This window comes from Streptomyces sp. NPDC088762, from assembly GCF_044750905.1.
GTDB lineage: Bacteria > Actinomycetota > Actinomycetes > Streptomycetales > Streptomycetaceae > Streptomyces.
Genome location: NZ_JBIVKT010000012.1, coordinates 37161 through 53182 on the forward strand (window position 1 = coordinate 37161; position 16022 = coordinate 53182).

The 16022-nt window shown below is 69.9% G+C and carries 13 protein-coding genes and 1 tRNA gene; 4 read left to right on the forward strand and 10 right to left on the reverse strand.

The features are described from left to right. Nucleotides 1–94: 94 nt before the first annotated feature. Nucleotides 95–167: transfer RNA gene (locus ACIP5M_RS24835), tRNA-Leu, on the reverse strand. 100 nt (nt 168–267) lie between these two features. Here ACIP5M_RS24835 and ACIP5M_RS24840 point away from each other — a divergent pair. Continuing rightward, the gene (locus tag ACIP5M_RS24840) at nt 268–927 is read left to right on the forward strand and encodes an ANTAR domain-containing response regulator (RefSeq protein ID WP_401200731.1); all 660 of its coding nucleotides are present in this window, start codon (nt 268–270) and stop codon (nt 925–927) included. A gap of 70 nt (nt 928–997) precedes the next feature. Here ACIP5M_RS24840 and ACIP5M_RS24845 read toward each other — a convergent pair whose 3' ends face one another. The 8 genes from ACIP5M_RS24845 to ACIP5M_RS24880 all read right to left on the reverse strand — a co-directional run bounded on the left by ACIP5M_RS24845 (nt 998) and on the right by ACIP5M_RS24880 (nt 10682). After that, nucleotides 998–1714 carry an ABC transporter ATP-binding protein gene (locus ACIP5M_RS24845; RefSeq protein WP_401200734.1) on the reverse strand — a complete coding sequence of 239 codons (717 nt, stop codon included), beginning with the start codon at nt 1712–1714 and terminating at the stop codon, nt 998–1000. Beyond that, entirely contained in the window at nt 1711–2670 is a 960-nt protein-coding gene (locus ACIP5M_RS24850) for an ABC transporter ATP-binding protein (RefSeq protein ID WP_401200737.1), read from the reverse strand. Before ACIP5M_RS24850 ends, ACIP5M_RS24845 begins: the two co-directional genes overlap by 4 nt. Before the next feature lie 5 nt (nt 2671–2675). Then, the gene (locus tag ACIP5M_RS24855; RefSeq protein WP_401200739.1) at nt 2676–4409 is read right to left on the reverse strand and encodes a branched-chain amino acid ABC transporter permease; all 1734 of its coding nucleotides are present in this window, start codon (nt 4407–4409) and stop codon (nt 2676–2678) included. Between the two features lie 5 nt (nt 4410–4414). Continuing rightward, complete coding sequence (locus tag ACIP5M_RS24860; protein WP_401200742.1) at nt 4415–5347, reverse strand: branched-chain amino acid ABC transporter permease; 933 nt, start codon at nt 5345–5347, stop codon at nt 4415–4417. A gap of 141 nt (nt 5348–5488) precedes the next feature. Beyond that, entirely contained in the window at nt 5489–6721 is a 1233-nt protein-coding gene (locus ACIP5M_RS24865; RefSeq protein ID WP_401200745.1) for a branched-chain amino acid ABC transporter substrate-binding protein, read from the reverse strand. 542 nt (nt 6722–7263) lie between these two features. Continuing rightward, nucleotides 7264–7665 carry a hypothetical protein gene (locus ACIP5M_RS24870; protein ID WP_401200747.1) on the reverse strand — a complete coding sequence of 134 codons (402 nt, stop codon included), beginning with the start codon at nt 7663–7665 and terminating at the stop codon, nt 7264–7266. 204 nt (nt 7666–7869) lie between these two features. Then, the gene (locus ACIP5M_RS24875; RefSeq protein ID WP_401200750.1) at nt 7870–8343 is read right to left on the reverse strand and encodes a PaaI family thioesterase; all 474 of its coding nucleotides are present in this window, start codon (nt 8341–8343) and stop codon (nt 7870–7872) included. 53 nt (nt 8344–8396) lie between these two features. Beyond that, nucleotides 8397–10682 carry an FdhF/YdeP family oxidoreductase gene (locus tag ACIP5M_RS24880; RefSeq protein WP_401200753.1) on the reverse strand — a complete coding sequence of 762 codons (2286 nt, stop codon included), beginning with the start codon at nt 10680–10682 and terminating at the stop codon, nt 8397–8399. A 105-nt stretch (nt 10683–10787) separates the two neighbouring features. On the opposite strand from ACIP5M_RS24880, the gene polA reads away from it, so the two are divergent. Next, a complete protein-coding gene (gene polA, locus ACIP5M_RS24885; RefSeq protein WP_401200756.1) occupies nt 10788–13508 on the forward strand; it encodes a DNA polymerase I in 2721 nt (906 codons plus the stop codon). 40 nt (nt 13509–13548) lie between these two features. Here polA and ACIP5M_RS24890 read toward each other — a convergent pair whose 3' ends face one another. Continuing rightward, nucleotides 13549–14424: a DUF4184 family protein gene (locus tag ACIP5M_RS24890; RefSeq protein ID WP_401200759.1), complete on the reverse strand. Its 876-nt coding sequence runs from the start codon at nt 14422–14424 to the stop codon at nt 13549–13551. Between the two features lie 156 nt (nt 14425–14580). Between ACIP5M_RS24890 and ACIP5M_RS24895 the strand changes: the two genes are divergently transcribed. Together ACIP5M_RS24895 and ACIP5M_RS24900 are read left to right on the forward strand one after the other, a co-directional pair. Then, complete coding sequence (locus ACIP5M_RS24895) at nt 14581–15798, forward strand: lytic murein transglycosylase (RefSeq protein ID WP_401200761.1); 1218 nt, start codon at nt 14581–14583, stop codon at nt 15796–15798. 77 nt (nt 15799–15875) lie between these two features. Next, nucleotides 15876–16016, forward strand: a complete 141-nt coding sequence (locus ACIP5M_RS24900; protein ID WP_401200764.1) for an SPW_0924 family protein — start codon at nt 15876–15878, stop codon at nt 16014–16016. The last annotated feature ends 6 nt before the right edge of the window (nt 16017–16022 follow it).

The following is a 16022-nucleotide window of genomic DNA, read 5'->3' on the forward strand; positions in this document are numbered from 1 at the left end:
CTGTTCGTCCGGTTGGCCGTAATTCGAAGTTACGTTCACCGCGACGAGTGAAGATCGCAAAATTCGCTTGGCGACCTTGAAATCGAAGGAGAAGTGCCCCGGGTCGGATTCGAACCGACGCTGAATGGGTTTTGAATCCATGGCCTCTACCGCTGGGCTACCGGGGCCCCTTCGAAACGAAGGATACCGAAGACCCTCCGTGTCACAAACATACAGGAGCTAGGTAGGCTCGGGGGAGCTGAATCACCTTGCAACAAGGAGCTCTCCGTGACCGCCGAGCACGAGTCGACGCCCACGCCCGACGCCGACCAGTCGCACGTTCCGCCGCTGACGACCCGGGTCGTCATCGCCGAGGACGAGGCGCTCATCCGTCTCGACCTGAAAGAGATGCTCGAGGAGGAGGGGTACGCCGTCGTCGGCGAAGCCGGGGACGGGCAGACGGCCGTCGAGCTGGCCCGTGAGCACCGGCCCGACCTCGTCATCCTTGATGTGAAGATGCCCGTCCTGGACGGGATCTCCGCGGCCGAGAAGATCGCGGAGGAGTCCATCGCGCCCGTGCTGATGCTCACCGCGTTCTCGCAGCGCGATCTGGTCGAGCGGGCCCGTGACGCCGGGGCCATGGCGTACCTCGTGAAGCCGTTCAGCAAGAGCGACGTCGTGCCCGCCATCGAGATGGCGGTTTCGCGTTTCGCGGAGCTGAAGGCGCTGGAGAAGGAGGTTGCCGACCTCTCGATGCGGCTGGAGACCCGCAAGCTGGTGGACCGGGCCAAGAGCATCCTGCAGACCCAGTACGGGCTCAGTGAGCCGGCCGCGTTCCGGTGGATCCAGAAGACCTCCATGGACCGTCGGATGTCCATGCAGCAGGTGGCCGAGGCGGTCATCGAGGACGCCGAGGAGAAGAAGCAGCAGCAGGACGCCGCCAAGTAGGCGTACGGACGTGCGTGAGGCCCGTCTCCCCCCGAGGGGAGACGGGCCTCACGCGTTCTGGCGGGCGGGGTCAGTCCTCGCCGAGGTAGGCCTTGCGGACGTCCTCGTTGTGGAGGAGGTCCTGGCCGGTGCCGGAGAGCACGATCTTGCCGATCTCCATGACGTGGGCCTGGTCGGCGAGCGAGAGCGCGGCCTGGGCGTTCTGCTCGACGAGCAGGATCGTCATGCCGGTGGACTTCAGCTCGGCGATGGTCGCCATGATCTTTTGCATCATGAGCGGGGAGAGGCCCATGGAGGGCTCGTCCAGCATGAGCAGCTTGGGCTGGCACATGAGTGCGCGGCCCATGGCGAGCATCTGCTGTTCACCGCCGGAGAGGGTGCCGGCGGCCTGCTTGCGGCGCTCTCCCAGGATGGGGAAGAGGTCGTAGGCGCGCTGGATGTCCTTCTCGATGCCCTCTTTGTCGGTGCGCAGGAAGGCGCCGAGCTGGAGGTTTTCGGCGATCGTCAGCCGGGGGAAGATGTGGCGTCCCTCGGGGGAGTGGGCCAGCTTCAGGGAGACGATCTTGTGGGCGGGGACGCCGACGAGGGGTTGGCCGTCGAAGGTGATGCTGCCCGCGGTGGGCTTGAGGAGCCCGGAGAGGGTGCGGAGGGTGGTCGTCTTGCCGGCGCCGTTCGTGCCGACGAGGCAGACGATTTCGCCTTCGTTGACTTCGAAGGAGATGCCCTTGACGGCTTCGATCTTGCCGTAGGCGACCTTGAGGTCTTCGACCTTGAGCAGTGCGGTCACTTGGCCTCTCCTTCCGTGGTGCTGGTGGTGCTGTCCGAGGCGGTTTCGGCTTCGGTTTCGGCTGCCGTCTCCTCGGCTTCCGCTTCGGCTTCGGCCTCGGCTTCGGCCTCCGCGTGGGCTTCGGCGGCTTCGACCTCGGCTACTTCCTCGTCGCCCGGGGCGCCCTCGAAGGGGGTGCCGAGGTAGGCGGCGATGACGCGTTCGTCGCCCTGGACTTCGGAGGCGGTGCCTTCGATGAGCTTTTCGCCCTGGACGAGGCAGGCGACGCGGTCGCAGAGGTTGAAGATGAAGCGCATGTCGTGCTCGATGACGAGGACGGCGATGCCCATGTCGCGGATGGCGAAGATGAGTTCTTCGGCGGCGCGGGTTTCCTGCGGGTTCATGCCGGCGGTGGGCTCGTCCAGGAGGATGAGTCCGGGGTCGCTGGCGAGTGCGCGGGCGATTTCGAGCTTGCGCTGTTCGCCGTAGGGGAGGTTCTTCGCGAGGTGGCCGGCCTTGTGCTGGAGGCCGATGAACTCGAGGAGTTCCATGGCGCGCGCTTCGCTGGCGGCTTCGGCCTTCTTGAAGCCGGGGCCGCGCAGGATGGCGGACCAGAGGCCTTCCTTGGTGCGGGTGTGGCGTCCGACGAGGACGTTTTCCAGCACGGTCATGTTGTGGAAGAGCCGGATGTTCTGGAAGGTGCGGGCGACGCCTGCTGCGGTGACCTTGTGGGGTGTGGGCGGCAGGACGGTGCCCTTGTAGCTGACGGTTCCCTCGGTGGGGACGTACAGCCCGGTGAGGCAGTTGAAGAAGGTGGTCTTGCCGGCGCCGTTGGGGCCGATGAGGCCGACGATCTCGCCCGCGTTGACCTTGAGGTCGACGCCCTTGACGGCGGTGAGTCCGCCGAAGCGCATGGTGACGCCGCTGGCTTCGAGCACGGTGGTCGTCGTGGCGGTGGTGGTGTCTGTGGTGGTCATGGTGTTCACGCCCCCGCCTTTACTACGTGGGCCGGGTCCGTGGGGGCCTGGTCAGCGGTGTCGTCGTGGTACTCGAGCTGCGCCCGCTTGTTGGCGATGAGGCCTTCGGGGCGGAAGCGCATGAGCAGGATGAGGGCGATGCCGAAGGCGAGGAGCTGGTAGTCCTGGAGGAAGGCCAGCTTCGCCGGGATCAGGAAGAGGAGTGCGGCGCCGAGGATGGGGCCGCGGATGGTGCCCATGCCGCCGAGGATGACGGCGGCGAGGAGGAACGCGGAGTTCGGCGGGACGGGGCCGGCGAAGACGTAGTTCTCGGGGACGACCGTGCTGTTGACGTGGGCCTGGACGGTGCCGGCGAGGCCGGCGAGGGTGGCGCCGAGGGCGAAGGCGATGAGCTTGACCTTGAAGCCGTTGATGCCCATGGCTTCGGCGGCGGTCTCGTCCTCGCGGATGGCGACCCAGGCGCGGCCGATGCGGCTGTTGCCGGCTCGGGCGAAGACCAGGACGACCAGGGCCATGACGAGCAGCATCAGGAAGTAGTAGTTGGCGTAGGCGCCGAGGACGATTCCGCCGACGGTGTGGGACTCCCCGAAGTTCCACCCGAAGAGGTCGAGGTGGGGGATGTTGGGGATGCCGTTGGGGCCGTTGGTGATGTCGGGTCCGGAGTCGCCGTCGAGGTTGCCCATGGCGATGCGGAAGATTTCTCCGAAGCCGAGGGTGACGATGGCGAGGTAGTCGCCGCGCAGGCGCAGGGTGGGTGCGCCGATGACCACGCCGAAGATGAGGGAGGCGAGGGCGCCGACGATGACCGCTGCCCAGAAGGGGAGGTGGACGCCGAAGGCGGAGGCGGTGCTTCCGGAGACCAGGGCGGCGGCGTAGGCGCCGACGCCGAGGAAGGCGACGTAGCCGAGGTCGAGGAGGCCGGCGAGGCCGACGACGACGTTGAGGCCGAGGGCGACGGTCGCGAAGATGAGGATGTTGACCGCGATGAGCGTGTAGGTGTCGCCGCTCTGCTGGATGAAGGGGAAGGCGATCGCGGCGGCCGCGGTTCCGATGAGGGTGACCTGGCGGTTGTTCGCGGTGATGCTGCTGAAGCGGTCCAGGAGGCCGGACTTGAGCAGGGCGAAGGCCGCGAAGCCGACGATGATCAGGTAGGTGACGAAGAGCTGCGGTTCCTTGTCATCGGTGTCGATGCCGAAGGTGATGACGTAGAGGCCGAGGGCGAAGACGCCGGTGATGATGAGGATCTCGGCCCAGGAGGGCAGCTTCTTGGCGGGGGCGGCCTTGTGGCTGTCGTCGGGGAGCTTGTACGCGGCGAGGGCCGGGATGAGCGAGCCGACGAGGGCGACGTAGGCGCCGGGCTCCAGGTGGACGAATCCGCCGAGGACCCAGGCGATGGCGATGACCGTGAACCAGGTGCCGGCGAGGGTACCGAGGGAGAGGATCCACAGGGGCTTGCGGGCGCCGGTGGGGGTGAGCCAGCGCAGGCCCTTGATGCCGAGCGCGGAGAGCGCGTGGGCGGTGGTGAGGAGTGCGGCCACCAGGCTGAGGTACTGGATGGGGGCCGGGCTGCCGTAGAAGGTGAGGTCGCCGGGGAATTCGTCGGTCCACGTCCAGGCGAGGAAGGCGCTGACGACGGTGAGGAGGCTGCCGCCGATGATCGCGTAGAGGAGCGCGGCGGGGGCGGCGGTGTCCTGCTTGGCGGGGGCGGTCTGCGGGGTGGTGGTGTTGGTGGTGGTCATGGTTCTCACGCCCGATCCGCGACGCGCTCACCGAGCAGGCCTTGTGGCCGCACGAGGAGGACGACGATGAGGAGTACGAACGCCCAGACGTTGGACCAGGCTCCACCGCCGAGCTGCTGCATGCCGGGGATCTCTTCGATGTAGGCGATCGAGAGGGCTTCGGCGAGGCCGAGGACGACGCCGCCGACCATGGCGCCGTAGATGTTGCCGATGCCGCCGAGGACGGCTGCGGTGAAGGCCTTGAGGCCGAGGATGAAGCCCATCTCGAAGTTGATCTGGCCCTTGTCGAGGCCGTAGGCGACGGCGGCGACGGCGGCGAACGCGGCACCGATGGCGAAGGCCATGACGATGATGCGGTCGGTGTTGATGCCCATCAGCTTGGCGGTGTCGGGGTCCTGCGCGGTGGCCTGCATGGCGCGGCCGCTGCGGCTCTTGGAGACGAAGACGCCGAGGGCGAGCATGCAGAGCGGGGCGAGGACGAGGACGAAGGCGTCCGCGCGCTGGATCGAGAGGCTTTCGGTGATCTTGAAGGCCGCGCCCTTGAATTCGGGGAAGCTGACGGCCTTCTTGGCGTCCGGGTAGAACTGCCAGACGAGTTGCTGGAGCGCGATCGAGAGGCCGATTGCGGTGATGAGCGGGGCGAGCCGGGGGGCGCTGCGCAGGGGGCGGTAGGCGAAGCGTTCGGCTGCGGTGGCGACGAGAACAGAGGCGAGTGCGCCTCCGACGATCATGATGGGTATCGCGATCAGCAGGGAGGTGCCGGTCGGGAGGGCGGTGTAGGCGGTGAGCGCGCCGAAGCCGCCGATCATGAAGATCTCGCCGTGGGCGAAGTTGATGAGCTGGACGATGCCGTAGACCATGGTGTACCCGATGGCGATGAGGCCGTAAAGGGCACCGAGGGCAAGGCCGTTGGCCAGCTGTTGCGGCAGTTCGTGCACCGCAGGGCCTCCGATGAGCGTGTCGGATAAGACTCCGCGCGAGGGCGCTGTTTGCGCCCTCGCGCGGCTGGTTCTTTTTGTGCGGGTCAGGCCGTTCGGTCGGACGGACCGGCCTGGTGGTGTGACTGCGGGACTACGGGATTACTGGTTGAACGTGTCGCTCTTGACGTCGATCCACTTGCCGCCCTCGACCTTGTAGACCGTGAGCTGCTTGTTGGTGGTGTCGCCGTACTGGTCGAAGGCGACCTTGCCGGTGACGCCTTCGAAGGAGACCTTGCCGAGTGCCTCGACGACCTTGGCGCGGGCGTCGGTGGGCAGCTTGCCTCCGTTGGCGGCGACGGCGGCCTTGACGGCCTGGATGACGGCCCAGCCGGCGTCGTAGGAGTAGCCACCGTAGGCGGCGTACGGGTCCTTGTAGCCGGCGGCCTTGTAGTCCTCGATGAACTGCTTGGCGGTCGGGAGCTTCTCGACGGGGTAGCCGATGGAGGTGGAGAGGTCGCCCTCGTTGGCCTCACCGGAGGCGCTGATGAACGCCGGGTCCTGGATGCCGTCGCCGCCCATGAGCGGGATGTTGGCGCCGGTCTTCTTGATCTGGTCGGCGAGCAGGCCGCCCTCGGGGTACTGGCCGCCGAAGTAGACGGAGTCGGCGCCGGAGGACTTGACCTTGTCGGCGGTGGAGGAGAAGTCGGTCTCCTTCACGGTGACGTGGTCGGTGCCGACGACCTCGCCGCCGAGCTTCTTGAACTCGTCGGAGAAGATCGCGGCGAGGCCGGCGCCGTAGGTCTGCTTGTCGTCGACGACGAAGACCTTCTTCTTGCCGGCGTCCTTGAAGAGGTACTGGGCGGCGAACTTGCCCTGGACCACGTCGGTGGCGGCGGTGCGGAAGTAGGTGTCGAAGGGGCGCTTGTACTCGCCCTTGCCCCAGTTGTCGCCCTGGCTGAGCGAGGGGTTGGTGTTGGCGGGCGAGACCTGCGCCAGCTTGGCGGAGGCGAAGACGCCCTGCATCTGCTGGGCGACGCCGGAGTTGAGCGGGCCGACGACGCCTACGACGTCCTTGTTGCCGACGAGCTTGGTGGCGTTGGCCTGGCCGGAGGCGGGGACGGCCTGGTCGTCGAGGGCCTCGACCTTGAACTCGATGCCGGGGACTTCGTTGTTCTTGTTGGCCGTCTTGGCCGCGAGGTCCACGGAGTTCTTGATGCCCTGGCCGAGCGCGGAGAGCGAGCCGGTGAGGGGGGCGTCCACGCCGATGACCACGACGGTCTTCTTGCCGCCGCCGTTGTCCTTGGATTCTCCGTCGCGCGATCCGCAAGCGGTGAGGGTCAGTGCTCCCGTGGTGATCACGGTGGTGAGGACGAGCAAAGAACGGTGTCGCACGATTCTTCCTTTCCCTGGCGCGGCGCTCTCTGTCGAGGGGCCGGTAGGTCGCCGGGCCGCACTGGGAGGTCCACGGCCGTGCTGAGTCGCGCCCATCGGCGCGGTGACTGGCCGTGACTCTAGGCCCGAGGTGGCGAGCACGGGGAGCGGGGAAAGGATGATGTGACTCTCTTGTTATGCCAAAGGCAAGAATGTGCGGCGGGAGTGCGGACAGATCGGACATTTAGGGACGCCGGAGAGCGTCCGCATCGTGAGAAATGCCTGTTCCCCTAAGGGGCTTGAGGCCTCCATGCACCTGTCTTTGATCAAATTCGGCCGAATGTGGCAGTGCGTGGCCGAAACAATTCGCCCGGTGGTCTTTCCCAAGGGAAAAGGGGGATTCGATCCGGCTCCTTCATTACGCTGCGTAATGGAAGAGGGGGTTCCGGTCCCTCTGGTTGGATCTTGCTCTCCTGGCCAAAGGGCCTGCCACCTGCGGTTCGGTCCTACGGGGTCACGTGCCCGGAAGCCGGACAGCGCGCCCGGGAATCCGGTGACCCGGGTCACTTCGGGGGCCGCCAGTTCTCCGAGCTCCAGGTTGCCCCGTTCTGCTCCGCGCAACGCTGGGCCACGAACCGGTCGATGAGCTCAAGTGCCTTGTCCCGACCGGAAGTTCGCTCCTCGGCGCGGCCGGCGGCGACCGCGTCCTCGTGGATGGCGTACTGGTCGTTGGAAAGCCCCTTCTGCTCCCAGTCCAGGCCGGACCATTTGGTGCCCAGGAGGGTCTCCTTGGCCCAGTAGGACACCAGGCTGGTGCAGATCTGGGCGGGCGAGGAGGGGCTCGCGGCAGGGCTCTCGGAAGAGGCCGTATCCGGTGGGGCGGAAGGTGAGCATCCGGTCAGGGCGAGCGCCGCGAGGAGGGTGGAGGCGGCGTACCGGACCGTCGGGCGTGCGGGGGTCCCCATGAGGGGAAGGTAGGCGGTCACCATCGGTGACACAACAGCCGCGGACGCGGAAGGTGCGGACTGGCGGATTCCGGGCGGGTGCCGGTCCCGGCGGCCAGGTGCGGACCGGTCGCAGGCCCGGGCGGCCGCAACCCGCGGCGCCCCCCGGGGCTCCGGCGGACCCCTAGGGGGCTCCCGCCGCTGCGCCGGGGGGACGCGGCCGGGTCAGGCTCCGGTGGCGGCCGGGGCGGCGTCGCGCAGCAGGCAGGTCAGGCGGGCGGTGCAGACGCGGCGCTCCTGCTCGTCGCTGATGACGACCTCGTAGGTGGCGGTGGAGCGGCCCCGGTGGACGGGAGTGGCGACGCCGGTGACCAGGCCGGAGCGCACGCCCCGGTGGTGGGTGCAGTTCAGGTCCACGCCGACGGCGACCTTGGTGATGCCGCCGTGCATCATCGCGCCGACCGAGCCGAGGGTTTCGGCCAGCACGGCGGAGGCCCCGCCGTGCAGCAGCCCGTAGGGCTGGGTGTTGCCCTCGACCGGCATCGTGGCCACGACCCGCTCGGCCGAGGCTTCCAGGATCTGTATGTCCATGCGCCGGCCGAGGGCGCCCGCCGAGAACAGCGCGGGCAGGTCGATGCCCAGCGCCGCGTACTCGTCGAGTACCTCCTGCGGGAACTTCACTGCGTGCTGCTCGCCCATGGGCCGGCTCCGTTCGTCAACGCTCGTTAACCATTGTGTCCTGGGTCGTTCTATCAGGCCGGTTCGAAGCGGATGACGACGGACTTGCTCGCGGGGGTGTTGCTGGTGTCCGCGGTCGAGTCGAGCGGGACCAGCACATTGGTCTCCGGGTAGTAGGCGGCGGCGCAGCCGCGGGCGGTCGGGTAGTGCACGACGCGGAAGCCCGGCGCGCGCCGCTCCACGCCGTCCTTCCACTCGCTCACCAGGTCCGTGTAGGAGCCGTCGGCCAGCCCCAGCTCGGCGGCGTCCTCCGGGTTGACCATGACCACGCGGCGGCCGCCGGTGATCCCGCGGTAGCGGTCGTCGAGGCCGTAGATCGTGGTGTTGTACTGGTCGTGGCTGCGCAGGGTCTGCAGCAGCAGCCGTCCCGCCGGGACCCTCGGGTATTCGACGGGCGCGGCGGTGAAGTTGGCCTTGCCGGTCTTGGTGGGGAAGCGGCGCTCGTCGCGCGGGGCGTGCGGGAGGCGGAACCCGCCGGGGCGGGCCACGCGGGCGTTGAAGTCCTCGAAGCCGGGGACGACGCGGGAGATCCGGTCGCGGATGGCGGCGTAGTCCCGCTCGAACTCCTCCCACGGGGTCCTGGAGGCCTCGCCGAGGACGGCGCGGGCCATGCGGGCCACGATGGCGGGCTCGGAGAGCAGGTGCGGGGAGGCGGGGGCGAGGTTGCCGCGGGAGGAGTGAACCATGCCCATGGAGTCCTCGACGGTCACGAACTGCTTGCCGCCCGCCTGGACGTCCTTGTCGGTGCGGCCGAGGGTGGGCAGGATCAGGGCGCGCCGGCCGGTGACCGCGTGGGAGCGGTTGAGTTTGGTGGAGACGTGCACGGTCAGGGAGGCGCGGCGGATCGCGGCCTCGGTGACCTCGGTGTCGGGGGTGGCGCCGACGAAGTTGCCGCCCATGGCGAAGAGCACCTTGGCGCGGCCGTCGCGCAGGGCCTGGATGGAGCGGACCACGTCGAAGCCGTGCTCGCGCGGCGAGGTGATGCCGAATTCCTTGTCGAGGGCGTCGAGGAAGGCCGGGGCCGGTCGTTCGAAGATGCCCATGGTGCGGTCGCCCTGGACGTTGGAGTGGCCGCGGACGGGGCAGACGCCGGCGCCGGGGCGGCCGATGTTGCCGCGCAGCAGGAGGAGGTTGACGACCTCGCGGATGGTGGCGACGGCGTGCTTGTGCTGGGTCAGGCCCATGGCCCAGCAGACGATGGTGCGCCGGGAGGCCAGGATCATGGCCAGGGCGCGTTCGATCTCGGGCCGGGTGAGCCCGGTGGCGGTGAGGGTCTCGTCCCAGTCCGCTTCCTTGGCGGCGGCGGCGAATTCCTCGTAGCCGTGGGTGTGGTCGCGGATGAACTCCTCGTCGGTGGCGCCGCCCGCCTCGATGACCAGCTTGTTCAGGAGGCGGAAGAGGGCCTGGTCGCCGCCGATGCGGATCTGGAGGAAGAGGTCGTTGAGGGGGGTGCCCTTGAGCATGCCGAGGGGGGTCTGCGGGTTCTTGAACCGTTCCATGCCGGCCTCGGGCAGCGGGTTCACCGAGATGATCTTCGCGCCGGAGGCTTTGGCCTGCTCGAGGGCGGAGAGCATGCGCGGGTGGTTCGTCCCCGGGTTCTGGCCGGCGACGATGATCAGGTCGGCCTGGTGGAGGTCTTCGAGGGAGACGCTGCCCTTGCCGATGCCGATCGTCTCGTTCAGCGCGGAGCCCGAGGACTCGTGGCACATGTTGGAGCAGTCGGGCAGGTTGTTCGTGCCGAATTCGCGGGCGAAGAGCTGGAAGAGGAACGCGGCCTCGTTGCTGGTGCGGCCCGAGGTGTAGAAGAGGGCCTCGTCGGGGGAGTCGAGGGCGTGCAGCTCCTCCGCGATGATCGCGAAGGCCCGCTCCCAGCTCACGGCCTCGTACCGGTCGCCGCCCTCCGGCAGGGCGCCTCTTTCCAGAAGCATGGGCTCGGTGAGCCGGCCCTGCTGTCCGAGCCAGTAGCCGGAGCGCGCGGCCAGGTCGGACAGGGGGTGCGCGGCGAAGAACTCCGGGGTGACCCGGCGCAGGGTGGCCTCCTCCGCGACGGCCTTGGCGCCGTTCTCGCAGAATTCGGCGGTGTGCCGCTTGTCACCCTCGGGCCAGGCGCAGCCGGGGCAGTCGAAGCCGTCCTTCTGGTTGACCTTGAGCAGGGTGCGGGCGGTCCGGGCGAGGCCCATCTGCTGCTGTGCGATCTTCAGGGTGTGCCCGATCGCGGGCAGTCCGGCGGCGGCGTGCTTGGGCGGCTCGACCTGCGGGGCGTCCTGTACCGGATCACCTACGGGCGGCTTGGCGGCCATGTCGCTCCCCTTTGAGCAGTCTTCGCGTACACATCCGATCCTTGCACGCTCCACCGTCGTCGCCGACTGCCGGAATTGTCAGCGGGGGCGCCTAGGATCGGGGGCGTGGCAGATTCAGCATCGAAGAAGACCGACCAGACGACCGCAGCGGACCGCCCCCGCCTGATGCTCATGGACGGGCACTCCCTGGCGTACCGGGCGTTCTTCGCGCTGCCCGCGGAGAACTTCACGACCGCGACCGGCCAGCCGACCAACGCCATCTACGGCTTCGCGTCGATGCTGGCGAACACGCTGCGCGACGAGGCGCCCACGCATTTCGCGGTGGCGTTCGACGTGTCCCGCAAGACGTGGCGCTCGACGGAGTTCCCCGAGTACAAGGCGAACCGCTCCAAGACCCCCGATGAGTTCAAGGGCCAGGTGGAGCTGATCGGCGAGCTGCTCGACGCGATGCACGTGCCGCGGTTCGCGATCGACGGCTTCGAGGCCGACGACGTGATCGCGACGCTGGCGACGCAGGCGGAGGCGCTCGGTTTTGAGGTGCTGATCGTCACCGGCGACCGTGACTCGTTCCAGCTCGTGTCCGAGCACACCACCGTGCTGTACCCGACCAAGGGCGTCTCCGAGCTGACCCGCTTCACCCCGGAGAAGGTCGAGGAGAAGTACGGGCTCACCCCCCAGCAGTATCCGGACTTCGCGGCGCTGCGCGGCGACCCGTCCGACAACCTCCCCGGCATCCCGGGCGTCGGCGAGAAGACCGCCGCCAAGTGGATCACCCAGTTCGGGTCGTTCGCGCAGCTGGTCGAGCGGGCCGAGGAGGTCAAGGGCAAGGTCGGGCAGAACCTGCGCGACCACCTGGAGGCCGTCAAGCTCAACCGGGTGCTGACCGAGATGGTCAAGGACGTCGAGCTGCCCAAGTCCCCCGCCGACCTGACCCGCCTCCCGTACGACCGGTCCGCCGTGACCGGGGTGCTGGACGTGCTGGAGATCCGCAACGCCTCGCTGCGCGAGCGGCTGCTGGCCGTGGACCCGGGCGCGGCGGAGGAGGCGCCCCCCGCCCCGGCGGCGGGCGTGGAGCTGGACGGCTCCGTGCTGGGCGCGGGCGAGGTCGCGCCGTGGCTGGAGGCCCACGGGGGCGCGCCCCTCGGCATCTCCACCGTGGACAGCTGGGCGCTGGGCCAGGGCAATGTCAGCGAGATCGCGCTGGCCGCGGCCGGCGGGGCCGCCGCCTGGTTCGATCCGTCCGAGCTGGACGAGGCCGATGAGCGTGCGTTCGCGGCCTGGGCGGCCGACCCGGCGAAGCCGAAGGTCGTGCACAACGCCAAGGGTCTGATGCGGGTCTTCCCCGAGCACGGCTGGAGCCTGGCCGGCGTCACCATGGACACGGCGCTCGCCGCGTACCTGGTCAAGCCGGGCCGCCGTTCCTTCGCGCTGGACGTGCTGTCCAACGAGTACCTGCACCGGGAGCTGGCGCCCGCCGCGGCCGACGGCCAGCTCGCCTTCGGCGCCGACGAGACGGCCGAGGCGGAGGCGCTGATGGCGCAGGCCCGCGCGGTCCTGGACCTCGGCGAGGCCCTCACCGACAAGCTCGCGGAGGTGGGCGCCGCGGAGCTGCTCCACGACATGGAGCTGCCGACCTCCGAGCTGCTCGCCCGGATGGAGCGGGCCGGGATCGCCGCCGACCGCGACCACCTGGAGGCCATGGAGCAGCAGTTCGCCGGAGCGGTGCAGCAGGCGGTGAAGGAGGCGCACGCGGCGGTCGGCCACGAGTTCAACCTCGGCTCGCCCAAGCAGCTCCAGGAGGTCTTCTTCGGCGAGCTGGACCTGCCGAAGACGAAGAAGACCAAGACCGGCTACACCACGGACGCCGACGCGCTGGCCTGGCTGGCCACGCAGACCGACCACGAACTGCCGGTGATCATGCTCCGTCACCGGGAGCAGGCCAAACTGCGGGTCACCGTCGAGGGTCTGGTCAAGACCATCGGCGCGGACGGCCGGGTGCACACCAGCTTCAGCCAGACCGTGGCCGCGACCGGGCGCCTGTCCTCCACCGACCCCAACCTGCAGAACGTGCCGGTGCGCACCGACGAGGGCCGCGCGATCCGCCGCGGCTTCGTCGTCGGCGAGGGTTTCGAGTCCCTCATGACGGCCGACTACAGCCAGATCGAGCTGCGCGTCATGGCCCACCTCTCCGAGGACGAGGGCCTGATCGAGGCGTTCGCCTCCGGCGAGGACCTGCACACCACGGTCGCCTCCCAGGTGTTCGGCGTGGAGCGCGACCAGGTGGACGCCGAGATGCGCCGCAAGATCAAGGCCATGTCGTACGGCCTCGCGTACGGGCTGTCCGCGTTCGGTCTCGCCCAGCAGCTGAGCATCGAGCCCGCCGAGGCGCGCGGCCTGATGGAGACGTACTTCGAGCGGTTCGGCGGGGTGCGGGACTACCTGCGCCGCGTCGTCGACGAGGCGCGGGCCACCGGGTACACGGCGACGGTCTTCGGCCGTCGCCGGTACCTGCCCGACCTCAACAGCGACAACCGCCAGCGCCGCGAGTCCGCCGAGCGGATGGCGCTGAACGCGCCGATCCAGGGCACCGCCGCCGACATCGTCAAGGTCGCGATGCTGCGCGTGGACAAGGCGATCACCGAGGCCGGGCTGAAGTCTCGGATGCTGCTCCAGGTCCACGACGAAATCGTGCTGGAGATCGCCCCGGGCGAGCGGGAGAAGGCGGAGGAGCTGGTGCGCCGCGAGATGGGCGCCGCCGTGGAGCTGCGCGCCCCGCTGGACGTGTCCGTGGGCGTCGGCCCCGACTGGGAGTCCGCCGCGCACTGATCCGCGCAGGGACGTACGCCGCGCCCGTTCCCGCCGCCGCTCAGGTGCTGGGGACGGGCGTTCGCGTGTCCTCGTCCGCACGGTTCCGGCCCCCGTCCGCGTCGCCGCTGCGGTCGTGGCGGTGGCGCAGGCGGACGAGTGCCCCGTACAGCAGCAGGCCCACGGCCAGCCCGCCGCCCGCGCCGAAACAGACGGTCGGGATGATGTCGAGCGGCGAACGGATCCGGTCGAAGAACGTGAAGAAGCGGAGCACGCGCAGCGTGACCCCGGCGGCCACGCACACCGCGATCAGGGCGTACCCGCCCCGGATCTCCCCGCGGCCGAGCACCGGCACGGACCGGGGGGCCGGGGAGTCGGGCAGCCGCCGCAGGGCGCTGACCGTGAACCACAGCAGCGCGCACGCGGCGAGCGCCGAACTGCCGTACTGGAGGTACGAGTACAGCGGCAGTCCGTAGGCGAGCGGCTCTCCGAGCCGGGGCAGGGCGCTCGTCCCCCACCGGTCCATGTGCGTGAAGCTGTCCCATACGACGTGGGTGAGGGACCCGAGGACCGCCGACAGGTAGAACCACAGGACCAGCGACGGCAGCCGGCGCGCCCGCCAGTGCTCGCCGCGTACGAACGTGTGGACCCGGGCCCGCCGGCGGGCCGGCAGCAGCGCGATCAGCGGTTCGCGCAGCAGCAGCCAGCACGCCGCCAGGGCGGCGGTGAGCACGGCGTCCACCGTGAACACCCCGGGCAGCGAGTGCGTGAAGTCCCCGTACCCCATGAGGCCGCCGACGACGGCGTCCGCGAAGTAGAAGGTGTCCGGCGCGAACGAGCCGAACACCAGGGCGGAGGCGACCAGCGGCCCCCGGGCACGCCCGTTCCGGCGGACGGCCGGAAGCACGGCGGCCGCATGGCTGAGGGTGAACGGCATGGTGCGTCTCGCCAATCTGAACGGGCCCGGTGGACCCCGCCAGTATGCGCGACCTGCACAGCACGTGGGGATGTGGTGAATTCCGGAGCACGATCCGTGCCCTGTGAAGGGAGTTGACGTATCGTCACGCGCACTCGAAGGGGAGGGGTCCGGCTCATGTCGGCTCGAATATTCGGACGCAGGCTGCGCCGGGGCGGGGCGGCCGCCCTCGTCTCCGCGCTGGTGGTCGCCGCGGTGACCGCCTCACAGGGGCCGGCCGCCGGTCGCACCGACCGGATCGCCTCGGCCGCAGAGGGCGGTGCGCCGCCGGCGACCGGGAGCGGCGGGGACTCCTTCTACTCCACGGAACTGCCGCCCCTGGTGAGCCCGGCACCGCCGGCCGTACCGCAGGCGACCGAGGACGCGCCGAACGCCCCCGCCGCGGTGGCCGGGTCCGGGACGGTCGCGGAACCGGTGGCCGCGGGGACGGGAGCGCAGGGGATCCCGGCGACCGTGCTCGCGGCGTACGTGCGCGCCGAGAAGACCGTGGGGGAGAGCGACCCGGGATGCGGGCTGCGCTGGCAACTCCTCGCCGCGATCGGCAAGGTCGAGTCCGGGCAGGCGTCCGGCGGCCGGGTGGACGCCGCCGGGACCACGCTGCGGCCCATCCTGGGGCCCGTGCTCGACGGCAACGGCTTCGCCGACATCCCGGACACCGACGGCGGGGCGTACGACGGTGACGCCCGGCACGACCGGGCGGTCGGGCCGATGCAGTTCATTCCCTCCACGTGGGCGGCGTGGGGCCAGGACGCGGACGGCGACGGCCGGCGCAACCCCAACAACGTGTACGACGCGGCCCTCGCGGCCGGCCGGTACCTGTGCGCGGGGAGCCGGAACCTGCGGCAGGAGGCGGACCTGGACCGCGCCGTCCTCTCCTACAACCACTCCGCCGAGTACGTGCGGACGGTGCGGTCCTGGTTCACGTACTACCTCCGGGGGGCGCACGGGGTCCCGGACGCCGGCGGTACGGGGGCGGGCGCGCCGGCGGTGACACCGCCGACCCCGACGCCGACCCCGACACCCACCCCGACCCCGAAGCCGAGCCCCACGCCCAGCCCGACGCCGACTCCCACCCCCACGCCCACTCCGACGCCCAAGCCGAGCCCCACGCCGACGCCGAGCCCCACGCCGACGCCGACCCCCACCCCGACCCCGAAGCCGAGCACCCCGACCCCGACCCCAACGCCGACGCCGACCCCCACCCCGAGCCCCAAGCCCACACCCAGCCCGACTCCCACCACGGCACCCGAGCCGTCCGCCTCCCCGTCCTCGGCCCCGTCCCGGACCCCCTCGCCCACGCCGTCGAAGGCGCCCGGCCCGGGGGAAACCCCGTAGTCGAACGGTTCTCATCTCGCGTCCGCATTGCTACGGTGCCTCCGCCCTGACGCCCTATCAGATTCCGGAGGCCCGGCATGCGCGCATTCATCGCCGCCGCCAGCGGGCTCGTCCTCGCGGTGCTCCTCGTCCTCGCCATCACGGCGCTCGGGGCGCCCGAAGGCACGACCTCACCCAAGCCCCTGCTCACCACCGCGCCCGCCGCGCCCGGACAGTAGAGGAGG